Source organism: Acinetobacter sp. 778_lipA (assembly GCF_058242985.1).
In genome coordinates, this window is sequence record NZ_JBZAYT010000001.1 from 3,218,247 (window position 1) to 3,241,555 (window position 23,309).

Consider the following 23,309-nt stretch of genomic DNA (forward strand, 5'->3'; position numbering starts at 1 on the left):
AATCGTAAAGAATTGTACTCATGACTGATTTACACCGTTTATCGATTCGTGAAATGACAGAAGGCTTAAAATCTGCCCAATTTTCATCTCGTGAATTGACTCAGCATTATTTGGATCGTATTGCGAAAATTGATGATCGTGTCAAATCGTATGTAACGGTCACTCCCGAACAAGCGTTGGCACAAGCTGATGCTGCTGACAACTTACTAAAATCTGGAACAGCTGGCGTATTGACTGGTGTTCCACTGGCGCATAAAGATATTTTTTGTACCCAAGGGATTAAAACCACTGCGGGTTCAAAAATGCTGGACAATTTCATTTCACCTTATGATGCAACTGTAGTGGCAAAAACCAAAGCAGCTGGCCTAGTGACTTTAGGTAAAGTGAACATGGATGAATTCGCAATGGGTTCAACCTCTGAAAGTTCATTCTACGGTGCGACTAAAAACCCATGGAATTTAGAACATGTTCCTGGAGGCTCTTCTGGTGGTTCGGCTGCTGTTGTCGCGGCTGATCTTGCACCGCTGGCAACAGGTACCGACACAGGTGGGTCAATTCGCCAGCCAGCTTCTTTCTGTGGCTTAACTGGTCTTAAACCGACTTATGGCCGTGTCTCTCGTTTCGGGATGATTGCGTTTGCATCATCACTGGATCAAGGTGGCCCAATGGCACGTTCTGCTGAAGACTGTGCTTTTTTGATGAACACCATTGCTGGACATGACCTCAAAGATTCAACCTCTATCAACAAAGAAGTGGATGACTATGTTGCAAACTTAAATGCAACAGCTGTGAAAGGTTTACGTATTGGTATTCCAAAACAATACTTCAATGTTCAAGGCCTCGATACAGAAGTTAAGACACGTGTTGAAGAATCGTTGAAAAAATTGCAAGACATGGGCGCAACGTTGGTTGAAATTGACCTCAACATGACTGAAGCCTATGTACCAACTTATTATTTGATCGCACCTGCGGAAGCATCTTCTAACTTGTCACGTTATGATGGTGTTCGCTATGGCTACCGTTGTGAAAACCCAACAGATATTTTAGATCTCTATAAACGCTCTCGTTCAGAAGCATTTGGTGCAGAAGTACAACGTCGTATCTTGATTGGTACTTATGCGCTTTCTGCTGGTTATTACGATGCTTATTATGTGAAAGCACAAAAAGTTCGTCGTTTAATCCAACAGGATTTCTTAAAAGCTTTTGAGAATGTCGATGTCATTGCAGCACCATCTGCACCAACGACAGCATACAAAATCGGTGCGAACTTGAGTCCAACCGAAATGTATTTAGGCGATATCTATACACTTGCGGTGAACTTAGCGGGCTTACCAGCCATTAACGCACCTGTTGGTTTTGATACGAATAATCTCCCAGTAGGTTTACAGTTAATTGGTAACTATTGGTCAGAATCACAATTGCTTTCAATTGTGCATCAATATCAACAAAATACAGATTGGCATACTAAACGTGCGGCAATTGCTGAGGAGAATGCATAATGACCGAAGCTCAAAAGTTAGCACCGTCCGTGTCAAAGCTGATTGACGGTTGGGAAGTCGTTATTGGTATTGAGATTCACACACAGCTTGCAACTCAGTCTAAAATCTTTTCAGGTTCATCAACTGAATTTGGTCAAGATCCGAATACTCAAGCCAGCCTTGTTGACTTGGCAATGCCAGGTGTACTTCCTGTGCTAAACCAAGAAGTGGTTGATCTTGCGATTCGTTTTGGTTTGGGGATTGATGCCTATATCGATCAAGCCTCTGTATTTGCGCGTAAGAACTACTTTTACCCAGACTCGCCAAAAGGCTACCAGATCAGCCAGATGGACAATCCTATCGTCGGGCTAGGTCATATCGACATCCAGCTTGAAGATGGCACAGTGAAGCGTATAGGCGTGACCCGTGCGCATTTGGAAGAAGATGCAGGTAAATCAATTCACGATCAATTCGAAGGCATGTCTGGTATCGACTTAAACCGTGCTGGCACACCTTTACTTGAAATCGTGTCTGAACCTGATATGCGTTCAGTTGAAGAAGCTGTTGCTTATATCAAATCGATTCACACTTTGGTGCGTTGGTTAGGGATTTCTGACGGTAATATGGCTGAAGGTTCATTCCGTGCTGACTGTAACGTATCGTTACGTCGTCCTGGGCAACCATTTGGTACCCGTTGTGAGTTAAAAAACCTCAACTCATTCCGTTTTATCGAACAAGCCATCAATGTTGAAATTCAACGTCAAATGGACATTTTGGAAGATGGCGGTCGTATTGATCAAGAAACCCGTTTGTTCGATCCGAACAAAATGGAAACACGTTCAATGCGTTCTAAGGAAGAAGCCAACGATTACCGTTACTTCCCTGACCCTGACTTGCTTCCAGTGATCATTGCCAATGAGCAAATCGAAGCTGCTCGTGCTGCACTTCCTGAGTTACCTAAAGCGCGTCGTGCGCGTTTTATCGAAGACTTTGCTGTGACTGAATATGATGCACATGTACTGACTCTATCTCGTGAATTGGCTGACTTCTATGAAGCGGTTGTTACTGCTTCTGGCGGCGCGGCTCAAGGTAAAGTTGCTGCCAACTGGGTGATGGGTGAGTTCTCTGGTGCTTTAAATAAAGCCAGCCTTGAACTTCAAGACTCTCCTGTTTCAGCAGAACAACTGGGTGGGATGATCGCACGTATTGTTGACAATACCATTAGCGGTAAGATTGCTAAGCAAGTGTTTGGCTTTATGTGGGAAGAAGGCAAAACTGCAGATGACATCATTGCTGAAAAAGGCTTGAAACAGGAAACTGATACAGGTGCCATTGAAGCCATTATCAAAGAAGTGCTTGCTGCCAATGAGAAGATGGTTGAAGAGTATAAATCTGGTAAAGAGAAAGCATTCAACGGTCTAGTTGGTCAAGTAATGAAAGCCTCTCGTGGTAAAGCCAACCCTGCTCAAGTCAATGAATTGATGAAGAAATTGATTGGTTAAGCTGATTTAATTTTAAAAGAAAACCCGCTTTAGAGCGGGTTTTCTTTGTTTAAAGTATTTATATGTTTAGTTTTTAAAATTTGGCATACATTTAAATCTATTATTTTTCTCATTTTTTTATCTGGCAAAATACCCTCAGCCGATAAAAGCACTCGGTAAAACAACACTTATTTCAGCAAATTTATAGTCCTGAATATTTCTCGTCACGATTTTGCTACAACCAAAACTCAACGCAGAAAAATATTGAATTGCATCTTCAAAATCAGAAAACTTAGACACCAACGCTTGAGAAATCCCAACATGATCAACAGGGATAATTACCAAGAATTTTAAAAGTTGTTGAATAAAAAGACGCGCTTTCTCATCACCGCCCAACTTACGCAAAATATAATAAATATTGGCAACACTGTTCGAAGAAATGCACCCTGTAAAATGCCCTTTCTCACACAACGCTACAACAGTTTGACTTGCCTCAACAAAAGGCTGACGCGCTAAAGCCACATCCAAAATTACATCAGAATCAATAAATATCCGCTCGCTCATTTATGTTTTTCCATTCGAGCTTCAGAAAGCAATGCCTTATAATCTTGCCCTTGGTCTTGAATGGCAAACATCCCAGTCAAACTTCCAGTAATAGGCGCTTGAACATCACTCGAAATTTCAGTGTGTGCTGAAATACGATCTAAATAAGCTTCAACCAAACTCGAAACACTCTGCTCATGTTCCTGAGCATAAAGTTTCGCCCGTTCAATCACTTTTTTATCTATAGATAAAGTTAATTTCGCTTGCATAAGATTTCACCTCATACGTATCATTTAATTAATTATACGTATTGGTTAATTTTTAACAATTAAATTTTAACCAAATGAGACAACGATTGATTTCGCATACCTAACTTATTTCTAATATCAGAAAGCAAAAATCATCTGCTATTTTTAAACTATCAAAGCGCTCTACGTTCAGGTTCATACTGATGAATAAAGACTGTATATGTATCGGCAGGATGAACCACCTGAGCATGATGTAAAGCATGTGCGATATTGCCTCTATGGTATGTTCCATGATTGATGATATGAAAGAAGATCTCTTCTATTGAAAGACTGCCCGTTTTTTTATCTATAAATTGAAAATGAATAATTTCAGCAAGTTGATTCGATGGAATATTTTGGACAAATTCAATAAACCATAAATGTGATTCAGCAATTCGATGCTTAAGTTCATCTAAGGAGGGTAAAAATTCAGTATTGGTTTGGGTGTGCAATGCTTTTTTGTTTTCTAGTCGAGATCTAAATAGCTCTTCGACAATGATCATATGATTGAATTGTTGCTTGGCAAAATTATAATCTTCTAAATATTGCACTTGATTGATCTGATCTACGGCTTTAAATAACCGCTGATCTGACCATTGTTTATATAAAAAGAGTTTTTCAAAATTCATTAAATTGACCTAAAGCTTTCTTTGAATCAAATCATCAAGATAGCATGCAATCACTGAAAAAAACCAATCTTTTAAATATCCTCAAATGCCACGTTTTTACACACAAAGACTCAATTTAGCTTTAATAAGCTTTCTTGATGCATTCATTCCACTCCCCAAACCCTTTCAATAATAAGAAGAGCTTCGTTGAAATTTCTATAATTATTTCAATTGAATCATCAAGACTCCCACTCCTTTAAACAGATAAGAAGTCTTGCTCTGTAAAGGTAAAGTGATTTATGGACGAATCACACCCAACTTATTCCAAATATCAGGGGTTAAAAAAGTCATCACCAATTTATTTAAGTCGATATAACGCAATACACCCTGTAACTGTTTTTTCACTTCAGGGTTTTTAATAATATCTTCACCTGTCGTACGACCTAGCTCTTGGAAACTGTCACCTACTGCTTGCACACCTTCAGCGGCAATCACTGCTTTGGTCTGTGCGGCACACTGCTCTACAATCACCCGTTGTAAAACCTGAGCAAACTTTTGATCGAGTTGTGTTCTTTGTGCATCACTAACATTACTCAATGCTTTTAGATCAGGGTGTGTAGATAACGCAGCAAAGGTCCACTGTAATACTGTAGTTTTATCTGTTGCTGTGGTTGCTTTTACCAAACAATCGCTAAGTTGATCAACGGTTGGTCCTGCGACAGCAAATTGTGCTGTTCCCATTAATGCCGTCGCCATAAATACAGAACGACCCATATGGGAAAATTTAGAATACATTGAGGAGAAAATTTGGCGTGACATAAACAAAGTCCAATTCGAAATTAAATCCTTTGTATCACAAGCGCTACCTATTCGCCTGTTATGACTCTGTAAACAACCACTAATGAAAATAATCTTGTTTGCTGTGCTAAACTCGATTCAATATTTAGGTTGTATTTAAAAATAGAAAGCATCTCAAATTTCAAAAATAAAATACTTTCTTAATCCATCATCTAACTTAAACTGATTAAAGATCTAAAAGACCAATATCTCAGATCTCAATCGATAATCTATATTCAAAAACCTACATTTGTTGGATTTTTTGACATAAAAAACAATCCTCATGGTCATTAGTTCATCAATAGCACATACGTTTTAATAAGATATGCCATAACTGTTTATAGGGAAATATATATGAAAATGGTTCAAACTCTCACAATAACTACTTTATTCGCACTTTCAATACCTGCTTTTGCAAAGCAAGTTGTATGTGTTTTTGATCCGGTTGGTAAAGCAGGTGATGCATATGCCCTAGCTAAAGATTATGCACTTGAAGCAAAAAATTGGGGTGCTGATATAGATTTAAGAGCCGTTACTGACGAAAGTCTCGCCGCAGAAGACTTAAAAGTGGGTAAATGTGATGGTGCCATTATCAGTGGTTTACGTGGGCGCCAATTTAATAAATATATTGGCTCCTTAGATGCGATCGGTGCATTAACGGATATGAAAACAGCCATTTCAGCCTATAAATTATTGTCTTTACCTCGAGCAGCGGAGAAAATGGTCAATGGTCCTTATGAAATTGCAGGATTAGGTACAATTGGCCCAGCATATCTTTTTGTAAATGACAAAAATATCAATACTTTAGCAAAAGCTGCCGGTAAAAAAATTGGGGTGTTCCGTTATGACGAAGCGCAACCAAAATTGGTTCAACAAGTGGGCGCACAAGCTGTTTCTGTTGATGTCACCAGTGCAGGCGCTAAATTTAACAATCATGAAATTGATATTCTTCCTGCACCTGTTGTTGCATTTAAACCTTTTGAGCTCTATAAGGGCCTAGGAGAAAAAGGCGGAATTGTAAAATTTCCACTGACTCAAATTTCGGCCAATTTTATTATTCGCAAAGACAAATTCCCTCAAGGCTTTGGACAAAAATCTCGAACTTGGGTCGCGAGTCAATTGGGCAGAACATTTAACATCGTAGCAAAATATGAAAAAGAAATTCCCGCAAAATATTGGATGAATATCCCAGCCAATGAACAACTAAACTATATCAAAATGATGCGTGAATCTCGTATTGCACTGACTAAATCAGGTATTTATGATCCACAAATGATGAATTTCCTCAAAAAAGTTCGTTGTAAAGAGAATCCGAGTAGTTTTGAATGCTCATTAAATGATGAATAAAGCTTTTTGTTTATTCGGGTATTTCACTCCATTGAGATGAAATACCCCATTCCATTACTTAATCTGCTTTAACATATGTTTGGCAACAGCATGATTTTGATTAGCCGCCAGATTCTGTAAAATACGTTTGGCTCGATCTTGCGGATTAGAAAAACGCTGACTGTAACCCGGCACATTGGTTAAACATCTTGCCACCATTACACCTGATTCGGCATAGACATTGATTCCACTTGCCCCATGCAAGCGTCCATAATTATAGGCGCGTTCTGCATTGTTACAGGCATTGATCTGATTTTGCCCCCGCCCTAAATCCTTACGCGCTGATGTATATAATTGCATCTGTTGTGATTGCGGTGTAGTCACGATTTTTTCAGGCTGAAGTCTTTCTTTTACTTCATCTGCAATTGTGGCGACTGGCTTTTTTTCTTCCACGACTTTAACAGGGGCAGTTTTTGCTACGTTGTTGATAGCAATATTTTTTGAATTGTTCGTTTTTATATCAGTGCTTTTTGCATCACTGCTTTTTGAATGACTATTTTTAGATTTCTTTTCTTGGGTAACTGTCGCCATATTACTTTTGTTGTTATAGAATTTGTTAAGCTCATCCAAAGATAAAACTTTGGTTTGCAAATTTACAACTCGAGTTCTAGTTTGATCAAGTTTACGCTCAGATAAAGGTTCGATAGATACATACCATTGCTGACCATTACTTTCAGTACATTGGTATGCACCGATCCCCTGTTTAACACTGCTATAAGTATTTAATAATTTTTTTGCCCAAATATCCTTAACCGAACTCATTGTGCTTTTTTGCACTTGAGAAAAATGACCACCTTTGGCACTACAATAACGGTTTAAGTAACTTTTGGGTGTTAAAGACTGCACCTGCTGATCACTTTGCTTTGATCCCCAATCATAAACATATTCTTTAGATGCGCTATTGTTTTCATTAATATTGTACTTCTCAATGAGTTCTTGAGCAGAAGCATATTGTTTAAAAGCGTCTGATGTTGATGTATTCATGGTTGTACAACCCTGCAATACAAAACCTACCCCACTCAACAATAAGAATATTTTTAAATTCACCTGACATTTCTCAATTATATTTATGCATAAAAATATCTTAAAATACTCAAAACAACAAACTTATTACATTGAATTTATTAACTATTTATCGAAATAAAGTGATAAAAAAGTCACAAAAAAAATGATTAGAGATAATCAATTAAGTTAAAACTTAAAAAGCTCTATCTAGACATCTATTCCATTGCGATTTATTTATACAACATGTGAAAAAAATGTTAAAAAGCTGCCAAGTGTTGATACAGCTTGGCAGGCTTTTAGGTCAGATTATTACCAAATGGTCACGCGTTTATTGGCAGGTAAATACATTTTATCGCCCTGCTGAATATGAAAAGCATCATAAAATGGCGCTTGATTTAGCAAGGTAGCATTGCCACGAACTTTATCAGGTGAATGCGGATCTCTTTTTAAGAATTCAACTTGCATTGCATCAGTAATTTTAGAACGCCATGCTTGTGCCCATCCAATATAAAAGCGTTGTTCACCTGTTAAATTATCCAATACTGGCGCATCCTTGCCATTTAAAGACAGTTGATAAGCTTTGTAAGCAATTGCCAATCCAGAGTTATCTGCAATATTTTCGCCTAAAGTTAACTCACCATTGACATGATAGCCTTTGATTGGCTCATAAGCGTTGTATTGAGCAACCAATGTATTGGTTTTTTCTTTAAATTTTCGATGGTCTTCTGCCGTCCACCAATTTTTCATATTGCCCAATTCGTCAAATTGACTGCCTTGATCATCAAAACCATGACTGATTTCATGTCCGATAATTGCACCAATCGCCCCATAGTTCACTGCATCATCGGCATCCATATCAAAGAATGGGGGTTGTAAAATCGCTGCTGGAAAGACAATTTCATTTAAAGAGGCATTGTAATACGCATTGATGGTTTGCGGTGTCATGCCCCATTCATCACGATCAACAGGCTTGCCCAATTTATTTAAGGCATATTGATGTTCAAATTCACGTGAACGGATCACATTTCCAATCAAGTCATTATTTTTGATTTCTAAAGCTGAATAATCACGCCATTTGTTTGGATAACCAATTTTCACCGCAAAACTTGCTAACTTTTTCTGCGCTTGAACTTTCGTTGTTGGACTCATCCAATCCAGTTTGTCTATGCTTTGAGAGTATGCTTTCATTAAGTTTTGCACCAAGACTTCCATGCGTTGTTTTTTCTCAGCAGAAAAATACTTTTTCACATAAATCTGGCCCAGACTTTCACCTAAAGTTCCTTCAACCAATTGCACACCACGCTTCCAACGTGGTTTCTGTTCCTTGATTTCTCTGAGCTGTTTGCTATAAAAATCAAAGCTATTGTCTACGAAAGCTTGACTAAGCAGTGATGAAAAATCACTGACTAAATGAAATTTAAAATAAGCTTTCCAAACCTCTAATGAGGTATTGTCAACAATTGGGCCTAAACCTTTGAAGTAACTCGGTTGAATGACTTGTATGGTTTTAATCTTATCGGACAATTCTTGTTTTTCTAGATAAGTTTGCCAATCAATTTTTGGACTAAGTTTGGCTAAGTCTTGCGTTTTATAAATATTATAGAGTTTTGTTACATCACGGTTTTGGACATTACTCCATTGTATCTTGGCGATTTGAGTTTCTAATTTTAAAATCCCTTGCGCATGCTGGGCGGCTTGCTTGTCTCCAGCTAGGCTTAAAGTTTTTTCAATATACTTTAAATATTGCGAACGGATTTTCTTAAATTTGGCATCATTTTTTAAATAATAATCACGATCAGGTAACCCTAAACCACTCTGTCCAAGCATTGCCACCATTTCAGTTGAATTTTTCATATCTTGGTCAATGCCCACATCAAAAGGGCTGGTTACACCAATACGTGAAAAATGTGCGGCCAATTGCGCAATATCTTTTTTGCTTTTCAATGCATCAACATTGGTAATTTCCGCTTGAATCGGCTGGATCCCCAATGCTTCAATACTTTTTTCATCCATAAAATTAGCATATAGACTTGCCACTTTTTGCTCAGAACTTCCTTCCACCAATTGCTGTTTTGAAAGCTCATCGACAATGTCATGCAATTGTTTTAATGATTCTTCATGCAAAATATCAAAAGTTCCCCACCGTGATTTATCTGCAGGAATTTCAGTATTTTTCAACCATCCTCCATTTACATGTTGATAAAAGTCATCATTTCCTTTTATATTTTGATCAAAATATTGATGATCAATCCCCGATTTTTTTTGATCTTTCACAATAGCTGAAGTGGTTTGAGTGATTTGCCCTGTTGTTTCAGCCCATACTGGTGCAGATGACAACATGATTGCAGATGCTAAAACACTTTTTACAAATCCAAATTTCAAAGCGATATCCTCAATTCTATTTCTAAGGTTTGAATTTAAAACAATAATAGTAATCTTGAGCTCAGACTTTATGTGTAGCAAAAATGCAATGATTCACTGATTTTGTTTTTAAGATAGAATTTCAAAGCATAAAATATTCCGAAACAGCTTAACCTAGATCTTTAATCACAGTGAACAGCTCAAATATTCAAAATATATAAATCCACTTATTTAGCTGAAGCTTTAGCAAGTCAACCTATAAATTAAGCGAGCAAATTTAAAATATGTTTTAAACGGATATTTTCAGCATCCTGCTTATAGACTGCATAAATTGGTGCAATACACGGCGTATCCGCTTTAAGCGCTTTGTAAATAATTTGCTTGTTCCAAAAATCTCGAATGGCCTCTGGAACAATCGACAAACCAATCCCTGCTGCAATCAAATTTAAACTCGACGTTAAACGTGGAGCTTCTTGAACGATCTTTGGACTAAACCCAGCCTGATAACAGCTGGCCAAAATATTATCAAACAAGTCTTGTCCTGCTAAACGGCGATACAGTACAAAATCATAAGGCTCTAAATCAAGTAATTGGATGGCATCAGGATGTTCGGTTAAGGGATGGTTATTGGGCAATGCCACAATTAAAGCCTCATCAAGTACGTGCAAACTGGTGAGTCCCAAACCAATCGGCGCAGGCTTACGCAAAAAAACGATGTCATTCTTTTCATTGATAATCGAATCAATCAATGAGCTACTGCCATCTTCTTCCAAATGAATAGATACCGCTGAAAATACTTCACGAAAATTACGCAGTAAAGCAGGCAAAAAGGAATGTAAGCCGACTGAGTTGGTAAAACCAATATTGATTTGCCCTTCCAAACCTTTAGAAATATTTTGCACGCGTTTGGGAATAGCCTGTGCATGCGCAAGTATGGTAAGTGCCTCTTGGTATAAGGCCTTACCCGCTTCAGTTGCTTCTACGCCACGCGGTAAACGCTTCAATAAATCTGTGTCTAATTCATCTTCTAAGTTTTTGATAATCCGTGTTAAAGGCGGTTGCTGCATATTCAGAAGTACGCTGCCCGAGAAATATTACTTTCCTCAACCACAGCCACAAACGCATTAAGCTTATGAATATCAATCATCTTTTCGCCTCAATATCGATCTTTTCATTTTTATCGTGCTAATTCACGTTTAAAGCATACTTTTTAGGTATGAATAACAGCAAAAATAGCATTTTTCTTTATAACTCAACAAGCAGATAATCATATTCAAGCCAAGTACATCACAGCAAATTGAAGAGGTCTAAATGAATACTGAAGCAATCCCAATGGAACAATCCATGACCACACCCAATTGCAAAGCATTATTTTTAGGCTTTATGAAACTTGGCCTCATGGGATTTGGTGGGGTACTCCCTCTCGCACATCGTTTAATTGTAGAAGATCAGAAATGGTTAACATCTGAAAAATTTACCGACTTGTTGGGTGTCTGCCAAATCTTACCCGGTGGAAATATTGTAAATATGGCAGTGGCAATTGGTTATGATTTTGCTGGTGTAAAAGGTGCGATGAGTGCGGTATTTGGTCTTATGCTGGCCCCGACCATTATTGTTATCTCGTTGTACCAGTTATACAGCAGTTTTCAAGATATCCCAATGGTGCAGCACATGATTCAAGGTTTAGCTGCCGCTGCTGCGGGTCTACTGTTTGCTACAGGTTTTAAGATGTTAAAACCAATCATGAAAAGTAAGCTGACCTATTTCACCATTATCTTGACCATTATTTTTATGCTGTTGATTAAATTGCCCTTGGCACTGACGCTGTTGATTTTAGTCACCGTGAATATGGCAGTTTTAGCATTTAATCAAACTAAAGTGACTCAGGAGTAAAATAAGATGTATGTTCTCATCGCACTGACTTTAGTGTTTACTCAACTGTCTTTATTGGCCTTTGGTGGCGGGAATGCCATCTTACCTGAAATGCAACATCAGGTGGTTGTGATTCACCAATGGATGACTGCTGAGCAATTCAGCTCTATGTTTGCAATGGCGCAAGCTGCACCCGGTCCCAACATGATGATTGTTCCTTTAGTGGGATGGCATGTCGCTGGGCCAATGGGACTGATCGTGACGTCTTTTGCGAAGTTTGGTCCGTCTTCAATCATCACCATTTATGCACTTAAATTTTGGAATAATTTTAAAAGTCATCCACTGCGGGCGAAATTTGAAAAGGCGTTAAAACCGATTACAGTCGGTTTGGTTTTAGTCAGTGCTTGGATTATTGCCCAAGCCTCTGCTCAAAATATTTTACTGATTGCAATCGTCGCCATCACCATTTGCCTAAGTCTGTTTAAGAACGTTCACCCAGTTTGGTTAATGGTGATTGGTGCTGGTACAGGTGCTTTAATTCTATAGATATTGATTAAGACCGCCTATACAGGTTCATTCATAAAAATTCAAACAAGACATCTTCCTCCCTCTAAGCAGTGCATCACACAAAGCAAAGAGGGAGAAAATTTATAATATAATATGAGATTTAAATCGCGACTGCTCTATATAGCTTAATTTATCTATTTTACTGCTGGTTTTCTAAATCACGTTCACGACAAGAAAGCTCATAATATTCTGCCGTTGGTAATGCTTTCAGTTTAAAACCATAATAATTACTGGCATCTGACTCTACTTTGCTTAACGAACACTGATTAGTTTTGGCAAATTGAGTCAAGAGTTTCATATCACTCTTTTTAGCTAAAACAGCTCCCCAGCCCTCACTGACACAACAACCAGCATACTGTGTCATATATTCGTCTGATAGGAGTGCAACTGTTTGCCCCATAAATTGAAGCGGTTTTTTTAATTTATATACATCATTATAGTCATTTCTTGAAATATCCGGTTTTTTATTGATTATCCCCTGCTTTTGCATCTTTTTAAAGCTCGGAAACTGTGCAGATGCCTCGCCCATTCCTCTATACACTGTTTCTTCTACTGCAGCATGGTTGCTCATAGCAGCAGTCGCGATCACTAAACCCAATAGATACTTTTTCATATTTTTCTCATTCATCACTGAATACAATTTTTATTACAGTTAAGTCTGTTAAATTAAGACTAAAGCCGTATAAATTCAACTTAAAACTGCAACTAGAGCATGCTATTTTACATGAAATAAATCATAAAATTTAAACAAAAGGTGTAAAAATGTCTAAACAAATTCTAATGTTAGTGGGTGATTATGTAGAAGATTATGAAGCCATGGTTCCTTTTCAGTTCCTCACTGGATTAGGCTATAGTGTTCATGCAGTCTGCCCTGATAAAAAAGCTGGCGATACAATTGCAACAGCGATTCATGATTTTGAAGGTGAGCAAACCTATAGCGAAAAACGTGGTCACAACTTTGCAATTAACTATGACTTTAACCAAGTCAACAGCGACAACTACGTAGGATTAGTGATTCCGGGTGGCCGTGCACCTGAATATTTACGTATGAATGACCGAGTAATTGAAATTGTTCGTGAATTTGATGCGATTAAAAAACCAATTGCCGCTGTTTGCCATGGCGCACAACTGCTTGCCGCAGCCGATGTATTAAAAGGACGCTTATGTTCCGCTTATCCTGCATGTGCCTCAGAAGTTAAACTAGCAGGCGGGCAATATGCAGATATTGCAGTCACTGAAGCAGTCACAGATGGACACCTGGTAACAGCGCCAGCATGGCCAGCACATCCTGCTTGGTTAGCCCAATTTGTTAAAGCGCTTGGTGCAACGATTACTTTATAAAATTTAAAACTGTCTAAGCTAAGTTTTCCGCTGAGAGAAAACTTAGCTTTATACAACAGTGAAACTTTAAAAATGTTTAGGCTACATAAAGACCTATCAATGTTGCGTTTTTTAACGCTGTATCTCAGCAAAGCGCTTTGCGCTGTGCAATAATTATTTATAGAATTTTATGTTCAAACAATAGGTTAGTATAAAAGTGGAAATCATTGAATTACTCCAACCCGTTACCTTAAATAAAGATAATTTAGAACCAATTACCATTAAAACAGGGACTTTATTAAAGGTACTGATGGTGAATCCATCCTCATATCTTGTTGGTGATGAGTCAGGTGTTTCGTTTCTGGTTAATTTCTCAGAAGAAAATCGACAATGGAAAAAGATATAAGCTTTCAATTCGGAATCAGGATAAGGCTCAGTCCATAATTAATCACTGTGATAAATAAAATATAGGTTTCATATTTTACAATTTATTAGTGTAAAATTACACTCAAACACAACCAATATTTGATAATTTATAAATCAAAATCATACACTTCAATTCAAAACCCCATCTAAATTTTGCATTTATATCATCCATAAAAAAGTTTAAAAATTATGTTTTATTTGTATCTTTTTGTATGTTAATTGATAATAATAATGATTCTTATTTACTAATTTCTATTCTTATGGACAATCTACGTAAACAAACGGCATTAAACATTGCAATAAAATCAATTCTTATTTGCAGCGCTATTTCCCATAGTGCTTTTGCACAAGAGCAAAAAAGTGATGAAGCGAATACTTCTGTACTCCCAACCATTACAGTTAAAGCAGATGCTCAGGATGAAAAAACTGAGGGAAGCGGAAGTTTTAAAGCAAAGTCCTCAAGAAGCTCATCAAAATTAAAATTATCTTTAAAAGAAACACCACAATCTGTAAGCGTGGTCACCCGTGAACAAATTGAACAACGCGGGCTGACCATTCTGGATGATGTTCTTGCCGCAACACCAGGTGTTACCGCCACTAAAAATGACAGTGAACGTTCTAACTACTATTCCCGTGGTTTTCAAATTACCAATAGGCAAATTGATGGTATGCCTGTAGGAGACAATGCTCCCCGCTTTGATAGTTTTTTCTTTGACCGAGTTGAAGTGATCAAAGGTGCTTCTGGCTTAACTGGTTCAACAGGCAGCCCTTCTGCAACCATCAATATGGTGCGTAAGCGTCCTGAAAAAGAGTTTAAGGGCAATGTCAGCTCAACTTATGGCTCATGGGACAATACCCGTGTTGAAGCAGATGTATCCATTCCACTGACTCAAGATGGCAGTGTCCGAAGTCGATTCATGGCAGCGTATACCGATAAAGAATCCTATATGGATCGTTATAAGCTCAAGTCAACAGCCGCAATGGGAATCATCAGTGCAGATTTAACCCCAACAACAACAGCCTCAGTAGGATTTCAATATCAAGACAACGATCCTAAAGGCTCAACGTGGGGAACAGTACCATATTTCAATGCTGATGGAAGCAAAGCAAATTTTCCGCGAAACTTTAGTTTATCTGCGGACTGGAGTTCAATTGCCAATACTGATAAAACCGTTTTTGCCGATCTTGAACATAATTTTGCCAATGACTGGCTGGTTAAAGCAGCGATTGCCCACAGTACCTCAGATAATAGTTGGATGGTGGCTTATGGTGGTAGTGGCTTTCCAGACCCAAAGACAGGGAAAGGCTTAAGTTTATGGACCAGTGTTAGCCCTTATGCTGAAAGTAAAAAGCTCAATATCGATTTGTATGCCACAGGACCATTTCAGTTGTTAAATCGCCAACATGATTTAATTATTGGCTATAGTGGTTTTAAAAGTGAAAGTACCTCATTGAGTGTAAAAAGCAATGTCGAGTATCCAGCAGCTATACCTGATTATCGTAATTGGACAGGTAATATTGCAAAACCAACCTATGAGAAAACCGGAGCTGGAAGTACCAATACCACAGAGCTTTACGGGGTATATTCGACTTTACGTTTAAATCTAGCTGACCCGCTTAAGTTAATTTTGGGCGCACGTTATAGCTCATATGACTATAAAGTTAACAAGTGGGATCCTAATGCCCCAGTTTCTCCTACAAAGCCACGTAACTTTGATCAATTGGTGCCTTATGCAGGGATTTTGTACGATATTAATGATACTTATACGGCCTATACCAGCTACACCAATGTATTTAATCCATCCACTAGACGAGATCGTTTCGGCGATTATCTAGACCCTGAAATGGGAAGCACCACTGAGCTAGGGATTAAAGCAGATCTATTGGATGGTAAGTTATTGACCAGTGCTGCTTTATTTTGGTCAAGTGTCAAAGACCTTGCTGTAGAAGATGTTGAATATCGTGAAGGTGTAAAAAATGGCACTATTCCAAAAGTAGATGAGATGGATACTGCATATATATCATCGGGCAAAGGACTGAAAGTTAATGGGTTTGAGTTAGAAGCCATAGGAAAGATACAGGAAAATTGGAATGTTAGTTTCGGCTATACCTATGTCAATAGTGTAAGTTCTGCAAACGCCAATGCTCTAAGCAATATTCCTCAAAACCAAGTAAAGTTATTTAGTAGTATTACTCTTCCAGAAAATCTTTGGACAGGTTCAGAAAAGCTAACATTAGGTGGTGGATTGAATTGGCAAAGTGAAATCTCACAAAAATGGGGGGGAGCTCCTGCAAATGCCTATAACGGTGGTGTAGTCACACAAAAGGCCTATGTATTGGCCAATGCTTTTGCCAGTTATAAGTTAAGTGATGAGCTGACTGCAAGTGTGAATATCAACAACTTATTTGATGAAAAATACTATTTAAATGTAGGTTTCTATAATGGTGTTTATTGGGGAGAACCACGGAATGTGACTTTCACCTTAAGAGCGAAATTTTAATAAAATATAAAGCCAAGCATGAGCATATGATTAAAAGCGCTCATGCTTGCAAGTATTCTCAGCGATGCTTTGGCTGAATTGAACGGATCATAATGAATTAATGGCTAATAATAGAATCAGTCCACCCACTAAAAGGATTTTCAAACTCTTGCCATTTTTCTGCGCCTAACGCCATTTCATCATCGTTTAATAAACAATTATCAAATTGACGAATAAGTTCAGATTGATCCATCTGCATCCCAATCAACACGATTTCTTGTCGTGCATCACCTGTTTGAGCATCCCAGCTTTGTTGAATTGCATCTCGACTTTGTTGATCCGTAGGCCAATGTTCGTCTGGCACTGCTGCCCACCAATATCCAGCAACACCATGGCGTGCCATCGCCCCTGCTTGAGACCAAGATCCAGCAAACTCGGGATTTGAGGCTAACCAAAAAAAGCCTTTGGAACGGATTACGCCTTTCCATTCGGAGTTGATAAAATCAAAAAACCGTTGTGGGTGAAAAGGTCTGCGCGCTCGATAAACAAAATTATTGATTCCATATTGCTCTGTTTCAGGCGTATGCTCACCTCTTAATTCCTTTAACCAACCCGGAGCTTGTGCCGCTTCGTTAAAATCAAATAGCTGGGTATTTAACACCCGATCAAGATTCACCTTGCCAAACGCAGAAACTTCAATTTTTGCTCTTGGGTTTAAAGACTGCAAAATTCCAAATAATTTTTCCAGCTCGTCTTGATCAATCAAATCTGTTTTATTCAATACAATCACGTCACAAAACTCAATTTGATCAATCAGTAGATCAACAACATTTCGCTCATCTTGTTCACCTAATGATTCACCGCGCGCTTGTAAGCTATCCAGCGAACTATAATCTTTTAAAAAGTTATAAGCATCGACCACAGTCACCATTGTATCTAAGCGGGCAAACTCATTGAGAGAAATCCCATTTTCATCTTCAAAGGTAAACGTCTCTGCAACAGGGAGTGGTTCAGAGATCCCTGTAGATTCAATCACCAATTGATCAAAGCGCTGATCCTGTGCTAAACGACGTACTTCAACCAGTAGGTCTTCTCTTAAAGTACAACAAATACAACCATTACTCATTTCAACTAACTTTTCATCCGTTCTTGAAAGCTCAGCACCGCCCTCTCGAACTAAAGCGGCATCAATATTGACCTCCGACATATCATTCACAATCACTGCAATTTTTCGGTCTTCACGATTGTTTAAGATATGATTGAGTAAGGTGGTCTTTCCAGCCCCTAAGAATCCAGAAAGCACGGTGACGGGAAGTTTTTGCGGAGTGGCTAAAAGAGTATTCATTGGCATTCTCACTTTATATTTTTGTGTTTTCATATCGAGATCGACATGAAAATACTGACTGAATAACTCCAAACAGATCGCTTTAGAGTTAAATTTTAGCTGTGCTTGCACATACATTTTCAACACTGCAATTTGATGATTCGGTTTTAATCATTCGGTGATGATTACAGCGTTTTTCCAGATCCTATAAATCTAAGCTGAGGATTGAAAAACATCAGGATTAAGATTATTTAATAGCGGATAAACATGTGTCGCTTGAATTTCTCGTATTAAAAGTTGTCTGATGTCACGGATGAAATTTGACTTCATGGCGATTCACTCACTTTTTTATTGTTGCCAATTAAAGCGTTATTGATACATGGTGATGAGCTATAGCGATGGTCTGCACCCCAAGTACGAAAACCTGCACTATCAATATGAATCTGTCCTGATGCATAGACGCCTAAGCCCATGTGAAGTTCCTCACCAGAATCCAGCCAAAATTGACATAATTTTGCTTTGCGCTCTTGAATCATCAGCTGTTGGTTTAAGTCCGGATTTTCATCACCGATACGAAAATCTAATGCGGCATTAAAAATATGTTTGGAGGAAGCAGCGCCTTTTGCACACTGATTAAGCTTGAAATTTCGATAGACAGAAGTCACGCTAAACTGGGTTAAAATTTTTTCATCCACAAGAAGATTTAAAATTTTTAATGTTGGCACAATATTGCCCCACAGCTCTTGTGGCGGAACTTCAAATTCAGATGCATCACATTGTTGCCAATCTCTGGCTGTTTGTAAAAATTCAAAAATAGGAACATAAGCAGAAATACCTTGTTGCTTTAAAAAGCGCTGATAAGCCTGAACGCTTTCAGCATTTGTCGGCTCACTGAGCCATTTTAAATAAGCAGGCGGCAGATTTTTCTCTTGTTTTAAAATACCTTGCTGCTGAGGAAAGTCTGCTTTTAATGGCACTTGTGGTGACGTTTGCTGAACTGTACGCATAGCATGCATTGTATTTGAGTTATTTTGACTACATGCAGAAAGGCAGAGTATGAATCCGATCAAATATTTTTTGTTCATCTCAATTTGCAATGATCTCATAGCGTAAATTTAACTCAGATGAGTAGTGTTGATTAATATTGTTATGTTATAACATAACAATATCTATTTCAACTTAAGCTATTCCCCCTATGAATCTTGTTCTTCCAGATGTTTCTGCTGAATCCTCACTCACAAGAAGCTATCACTACCCGCTCGATTGGGTCGGTATGGAAAAAATCGCGCTTCCGCTTTATCTAGAAAATAGTCTTTGTCAAAGCCAAGTGAATGCTTATGTCAGTTTGGATGATGTGTTTGCCAAAGGTATTCATATGTCGCGCTTGTATACGCGACTTTTGAAATTGAGCACGATCAAAAATCTAGCTCTACTTGATATTAAAGATGCTTTATTGGATTTCTTAGCCAGCCATAAAGATTTATCAGCACATGCCAAAATCGAAATTCATAGTGAGCTTTATATCGAGCGCCCTGCCTTAGTCAGCCAATTGTCTGGCTGGAAAAGCTATCCTTTTGTGTTGTCCTGTCAGCTTTTAAAAGATGATTTTTATGCTGAATTAAAAATCGAAATTCCCTATTCATCTACTTGTCCTTGTTCCGCAGCACTTGCCAGAAATATCATCCAACAAAGATTTGCAACCGCATTGGAAAATCATGAAATTCAGTTAGACCCGCAAGAAATCCTCAGTTGGCTAAATAGCACAGATGCAATTGCAGCAACGCCTCACAGCCAAAGAAGTTTTGCTCAGTTAAATTTCAAATTAGATCAAAACATTCAGTATATTCCACTGATTTTATTTATTAATCAGGCTGAACAAGCCTTGATGACACCCGTACAAACGGCGGTAAAACGTATTGATGAACAAGCCTTTGCTATTGCAAATGGTCAAAACCTGATGTTTTGTGAAGATGCCTTAAGACGCTTGTATACCACATTTATCCATCATCCCAGTATTCTAGGCTTTAACTTTAAGGTGATTCATGCGGAAAGTTTACATGCCCATGATGCAGTTGCTCAGGGTGCCTGGCAATGGTAATGCCTTATCTTCCCTCCCTCATTGTTTAACTTATTTAAAATGGTCTAGTCATGCTTAGAAAAAACCCATCTGGTGATCTCCCTGTTATAAATCAATCAGCCTATGTTGACCAAACCGCAATTATTTGTGGAAAAGTCATTATCCATGCCAATGTCTTTATTGGTCCTTATGCAGTGATCAGAGCAGATGAAACCAATGACGCAGGTGATATGGAACCCATCATTATTGGTGCAAATTCCAATATTCAAGATGGTGTCGTGATTCACTCCAAAGCCGGGGCAGCAGTGAGCATTGGTGAAAATTCTTCAATCGCACATCGCTCTATTATTCATGGTCCCTGTGAAATTGGACATCATGTTTTTGTTGGCTTTAACAGTGTGTTATTTAACTGCAAAGTGGGTCATCACAGCGCGATTCGTCACAATGCCGTGGTTGATGGTCGTGATTTACCCGATCATTTTTATGTACCTGCAATGAGTTATATCAACCCTAAAACTGATTTAAAGCAATTTCCACCCATTGATATTTCAATCAGTGAGTTTTCAGAAAGCGTTGTCAGCACCAATATCAAACTGGTTCAAGGCTATAAGGCATTGCACAATGAGTTTTAAAAATTCGCCCAATCTTATTATTCGTAATGCCAATATTGTCAATGAAGGCAAGCAGTATTATTCCGATGTACTGATTCGACATGGACGGATTGAAAAGATTCATCCTAATATTACAGGGGCTTATCCTGCGAAAAATATAGAGGCTGAAGGTTCGTGGCTAATTCCCGGCATGATTGATGACCAAGTTCATTTTAGAGATCCCGGCGCAGCGCATAAAGGCAATATTGCTTCGGAATCAATGGCAGCAACGATTGGTGGAATTACTAGCTACATGGATATGCCAAACACCAATCCAGCCACCTTAACTGTAGAAGCTTTGACCCAGAAAAAGCAGATTGCAAAACAACATAGTCGGGCCAATTATGCTTTCCATTTTGGAGTCAGTGCGCATAATTTAGATATTATTGAACAACTTGATCCTAAATCAATCAGTGGTGTTAAAGTTTTTATGGGTGCTTCTACGGGTGATATGCTCGTCGATGACCCTAAAGTTTTGGAACGTTTATTTGCAAATGTTCCAACAGTTTTATTGACCCATTGCGAGTTTACCCCTGCCATTAAAGCCGAAGAAAATTTCTATTTTCAAAAATATGGGGAAAATATTCCAGCTGAAATTCATGCTCAGATTAGAAATAAACATGTTTGCTTTGAAAGCTCAAAATTAGCGGTATCTTTGGCCGAGAAATATGCCACACAGTTGCATGTTTTACATATCACCACCGCGAAAGAACTGTGTTTGTTTAAAAATCTGCCTTTAAATCGAAAACATATCACAGCAGAAGTGTGTATCCATCATCTCAGTTTTGATGATGCCGATTATGCTACTTTGGGTCACTTAATTAAATGTAATCCCGCCATTAAAACCCAGCAAGATAAAGATGCTTTGATTAATGCCCTTGCCAACAGTAATCGGTTGGATATTATTGGTACTGACCACGCACCACATACTTGGGATGAAAAACATCAATCATATTTTTATGCCCCTTCTGGCCTACCTTTAGTACAACATGCGTTGCCTGCACTGATGGAGCTAGTTGCAGCAGGTAACCTGAGTATTGAAACACTGGTTCAAAAAACTGCTCATCAAGTGGCAGACTTATTTAGGATCAAAGACCGTGGTTATATTCGAGAAGGTTACTGGGCTGATTTAGTGATTCTTAAAGAAAATCAACAGCACATTGCAGTGAAAGATCAAAAAAACTATATGAAATGCAATTGGACACCATTTATACATAAAACACTTGCTTATGAAGTCAGCACTACAATTGTTTCTGGACAACTTGCTTGGCATCAACAACAACTGTTTTTGAATTGTCAGGGACAGCAACTAGAAATTGACCGTTAAATTAGCAAATAAAAATTACTGACGTGGTTTTTATCTAAGTTAAGGATGCCCAATTGTCTAGACTTATTAAGTGTTTAAGTTGCTTGATTTTCTAAAGCATCGATGATGGCTAAAGCCGTACGACGTGCAGAAAATGGATTTTGTCCTGTGATTAAGTTTTTATCTCTTACCACATAAGGTGCGAAGGGAATAACTCTCTTATCATAATTTGCACCATGTTCTTTGGCCAAATTTTCTGCATTATAAGGAACAATTTTTGCAACTCCTGCAACGACTTCCTCAAGCCATGCAAAACCCGTCAACTTCTTACCATCAATCAGATATTGACCATTTGAAAGTCGTACATTGAGCAGCCCACAATAGCCATGGCATACACTGGAAACAATAGCGCCTTTTTCATAAATATTTTTAGTGATTTCTTGTAGCTCAGGATTGTCTAAGAAGTCCCACATCACCCCATGACCACCAGTATAGTAAATCACATCATAATCTTGCCAATTGATCTCTGAAGGCTTTTTGGTATTCTCAAGAAGCCGCATAAATCCTGGATCATTTTTCCGTTTTAATACCGATTCATCGGTAACAAAACGTTCTAACGATTTTGGCTCAATAGGAGAGTTTCCACCTAAAGGACTAACAATATCTTGAATATAATTGTACTTTTCGAACTCATCATAAGCATGGGTTAATTCACCTAACCATAATCCTGTAGGTCGCTTTATCTGATTATATTCAGCGATGTTCGTCACAATGTGTAATATACGTTTCGACATGATTAGCCTCAGCTTTTAAGTTATTTCTGATCTTTCTTTTAGCTTACTATAAGCCTAAAGTTAACTTTAATGTCAAGTGGAAATCAGTAAAATGAATCTTAGCGAGTTATCCAAACAGAGTGATTTGAGTACCCCAACGGTTCGTTATTATGAACAAATCAAAATATTTCCTAAAGCAAAACGTAAATCTAATGCTTAATATAAATATAGCGACAATGACCTAAAACAATTATTTCTAATTTAGCAAACTCAACAAGTTGAATTTTCATTGACTAAAATCAAAGCTTACCTGCCTTCAAATGTAGGCAAATGGAATCAGGATATTCTAATTGGATTACTCGAAAGTAAAATCAAAGACATTGAAGATCTAGAACAAAAGTTGTTGATCAGTAAGCAAAACCTAGGCAGCATGATCACTGCAATCAATAGTAAGCCTGACGAAATCGCCTGTGAAGAAAACGCCAACCGTTTACTGAATCTCTATTATGCCAATGATAAATGTTAAAA

Annotated in this window: 21 protein-coding genes and 2 pseudogenes; 12 read left to right on the top strand and 11 right to left on the bottom strand. The window is 38.1% G+C overall.

Annotated features, from left to right (window positions below; translation table 11 throughout):
- Positions 1-20 precede the first annotated feature (20 nt).
- A complete protein-coding gene (gene gatA, locus AC4CUY_RS15285; protein WP_336951863.1) occupies positions 21-1,499 on the top strand; it encodes an Asp-tRNA(Asn)/Glu-tRNA(Gln) amidotransferase subunit GatA in 1,479 nt (492 codons plus the stop codon).
- Positions 1,499-2,980 carry an Asp-tRNA(Asn)/Glu-tRNA(Gln) amidotransferase subunit GatB gene (gatB, locus tag AC4CUY_RS15290; protein WP_336951864.1) on the top strand — a complete coding sequence of 494 codons (1,482 nt, stop codon included), beginning with the start codon at positions 1,499-1,501 and terminating at the stop codon, positions 2,978-2,980. The genes gatA and gatB overlap by 1 nt, the downstream gene beginning before the upstream one ends.
- 135 nt (positions 2,981-3,115) lie before the next feature.
- Here the strand turns inward: gatB and AC4CUY_RS15295 are convergent, their stop codons facing one another.
- The 4 genes from AC4CUY_RS15295 to AC4CUY_RS15310 all read right to left on the bottom strand — a co-directional run bounded on the left by AC4CUY_RS15295 (position 3,116) and on the right by AC4CUY_RS15310 (position 5,216).
- On the bottom strand, positions 3,116-3,523 hold the full coding sequence (locus tag AC4CUY_RS15295) for a PIN domain-containing protein (RefSeq protein ID WP_096734841.1): 408 nt from the start codon (positions 3,521-3,523) through the stop codon (positions 3,116-3,118).
- Positions 3,520-3,771 (bottom strand): DUF6364 family protein, encoded by a 252-nt coding sequence (locus tag AC4CUY_RS15300; protein WP_262780984.1) that lies wholly within the window; start codon positions 3,769-3,771, stop codon positions 3,520-3,522. Before AC4CUY_RS15300 ends, AC4CUY_RS15295 begins: the two co-directional genes overlap by 4 nt.
- Positions 3,772-3,923: 152 nt before the next feature.
- Complete coding sequence (locus tag AC4CUY_RS15305) at positions 3,924-4,418, bottom strand: DinB family protein (protein ID WP_490774354.1); 495 nt, start codon at positions 4,416-4,418, stop codon at positions 3,924-3,926.
- A gap of 276 nt (positions 4,419-4,694) precedes the next feature.
- Complete coding sequence (locus AC4CUY_RS15310) at positions 4,695-5,216, bottom strand: hypothetical protein (RefSeq protein ID WP_336951868.1); 522 nt, start codon at positions 5,214-5,216, stop codon at positions 4,695-4,697.
- Between the two features lie 372 nt (positions 5,217-5,588).
- On the opposite strand from AC4CUY_RS15310, the gene AC4CUY_RS15315 reads away from it, so the two are divergent.
- The gene (locus tag AC4CUY_RS15315) at positions 5,589-6,581 is read left to right on the top strand and encodes a putative solute-binding protein (protein ID WP_490774355.1); all 993 of its coding nucleotides are present in this window, start codon (positions 5,589-5,591) and stop codon (positions 6,579-6,581) included.
- A gap of 54 nt (positions 6,582-6,635) precedes the next feature.
- On the opposite strand, the gene AC4CUY_RS15320 is transcribed toward AC4CUY_RS15315, so the two are convergent.
- The 3 genes and pseudogenes from AC4CUY_RS15320 to AC4CUY_RS15330 all read right to left on the bottom strand — a co-directional run bounded on the left by AC4CUY_RS15320 (position 6,636) and on the right by AC4CUY_RS15330 (position 11,133).
- On the bottom strand, positions 6,636-7,667 hold the full coding sequence (locus AC4CUY_RS15320; protein ID WP_490774356.1) for a hypothetical protein: 1,032 nt from the start codon (positions 7,665-7,667) through the stop codon (positions 6,636-6,638).
- Positions 7,668-7,934: 267 nt separating this feature from the next.
- Positions 7,935-10,007: a M13 family metallopeptidase gene (locus AC4CUY_RS15325; RefSeq protein WP_490774357.1), complete on the bottom strand. Its 2,073-nt coding sequence runs from the start codon at positions 10,005-10,007 to the stop codon at positions 7,935-7,937.
- Positions 10,008-10,249: 242 nt separating this feature from the next.
- Positions 10,250-11,133: pseudogene (locus AC4CUY_RS15330) on the bottom strand (LysR family transcriptional regulator).
- A gap of 164 nt (positions 11,134-11,297) precedes the next feature.
- On the opposite strand from AC4CUY_RS15330, the gene AC4CUY_RS15335 reads away from it, so the two are divergent.
- Together AC4CUY_RS15335 and AC4CUY_RS15340 are read left to right on the top strand one after the other, a co-directional pair.
- Positions 11,298-11,879: a chromate transporter gene (locus AC4CUY_RS15335; RefSeq protein ID WP_419327129.1), complete on the top strand. Its 582-nt coding sequence runs from the start codon at positions 11,298-11,300 to the stop codon at positions 11,877-11,879.
- A gap of 6 nt (positions 11,880-11,885) precedes the next feature.
- Positions 11,886-12,404 carry a chromate transporter gene (locus AC4CUY_RS15340; RefSeq protein ID WP_004823357.1) on the top strand — a complete coding sequence of 173 codons (519 nt, stop codon included), beginning with the start codon at positions 11,886-11,888 and terminating at the stop codon, positions 12,402-12,404.
- 160 nt (positions 12,405-12,564) lie between these two features.
- On the opposite strand, the gene AC4CUY_RS15345 is transcribed toward AC4CUY_RS15340, so the two are convergent.
- On the bottom strand, positions 12,565-13,038 hold the full coding sequence (locus AC4CUY_RS15345) for a hypothetical protein (protein WP_336951874.1): 474 nt from the start codon (positions 13,036-13,038) through the stop codon (positions 12,565-12,567).
- A 149-nt stretch (positions 13,039-13,187) separates the two neighbouring features.
- Between AC4CUY_RS15345 and AC4CUY_RS15350 the strand changes: the two genes are divergently transcribed.
- The 3 genes from AC4CUY_RS15350 (at position 13,188) to AC4CUY_RS15360 (ending at position 16,672) form a co-directional block, all read left to right on the top strand.
- Positions 13,188-13,766, top strand: a complete 579-nt coding sequence (locus tag AC4CUY_RS15350) for a DJ-1/PfpI family protein (RefSeq protein WP_419327128.1) — start codon at positions 13,188-13,190, stop codon at positions 13,764-13,766.
- A 196-nt stretch (positions 13,767-13,962) separates the two neighbouring features.
- A complete protein-coding gene (locus tag AC4CUY_RS15355; protein WP_262086650.1) occupies positions 13,963-14,151 on the top strand; it encodes a hypothetical protein in 189 nt (62 codons plus the stop codon).
- Between the two features lie 280 nt (positions 14,152-14,431).
- On the top strand, positions 14,432-16,672 hold the full coding sequence (locus tag AC4CUY_RS15360) for a TonB-dependent siderophore receptor (RefSeq protein WP_490774674.1): 2,241 nt from the start codon (positions 14,432-14,434) through the stop codon (positions 16,670-16,672).
- A gap of 97 nt (positions 16,673-16,769) precedes the next feature.
- Here the strand turns inward: AC4CUY_RS15360 and zigA are convergent, their stop codons facing one another.
- Both zigA and AC4CUY_RS15370 read right to left on the bottom strand, forming a co-directional pair.
- Complete coding sequence (gene zigA / locus AC4CUY_RS15365; protein WP_336952135.1) at positions 16,770-17,996, bottom strand: zinc metallochaperone GTPase ZigA; 1,227 nt, start codon at positions 17,994-17,996, stop codon at positions 16,770-16,772.
- Between the two features lie 305 nt (positions 17,997-18,301).
- Positions 18,302-19,060, bottom strand: coding sequence for a peptidase M15 (locus AC4CUY_RS15370; protein WP_419327127.1), 759 nt, complete (start codon positions 19,058-19,060; stop codon positions 18,302-18,304).
- Between the two features lie 110 nt (positions 19,061-19,170).
- Here AC4CUY_RS15370 and folE2 point away from each other — a divergent pair, with 110 nt between their 5' ends.
- From folE2 to AC4CUY_RS15385, 3 genes are read left to right on the top strand one after another with little or no spacing between them, the layout of a single operon-like run.
- Entirely contained in the window at positions 19,171-20,073 is a 903-nt protein-coding gene (gene folE2 / locus AC4CUY_RS15375; RefSeq protein WP_336951877.1) for a GTP cyclohydrolase FolE2, read from the top strand.
- Positions 20,074-20,123: 50 nt separating this feature from the next.
- Positions 20,124-20,684 carry a gamma carbonic anhydrase family protein gene (locus AC4CUY_RS15380; protein ID WP_336951878.1) on the top strand — a complete coding sequence of 187 codons (561 nt, stop codon included), beginning with the start codon at positions 20,124-20,126 and terminating at the stop codon, positions 20,682-20,684.
- A complete protein-coding gene (locus AC4CUY_RS15385) occupies positions 20,674-22,029 on the top strand; it encodes a dihydroorotase (protein WP_490774358.1) in 1,356 nt (451 codons plus the stop codon). The genes AC4CUY_RS15380 and AC4CUY_RS15385 overlap by 11 nt, the downstream gene beginning before the upstream one ends.
- A gap of 74 nt (positions 22,030-22,103) precedes the next feature.
- Here AC4CUY_RS15385 and AC4CUY_RS15390 read toward each other — a convergent pair whose 3' ends face one another.
- A complete protein-coding gene (locus AC4CUY_RS15390; protein ID WP_336951880.1) occupies positions 22,104-22,802 on the bottom strand; it encodes a type 1 glutamine amidotransferase domain-containing protein in 699 nt (232 codons plus the stop codon).
- Between the two features lie 91 nt (positions 22,803-22,893).
- On the opposite strand from AC4CUY_RS15390, the pseudogene AC4CUY_RS15395 reads away from it, so the two are divergent.
- Positions 22,894-23,307: pseudogene (locus AC4CUY_RS15395) on the top strand (MerR family transcriptional regulator).
- The last annotated feature ends 2 nt before the right edge of the window (positions 23,308-23,309 follow it).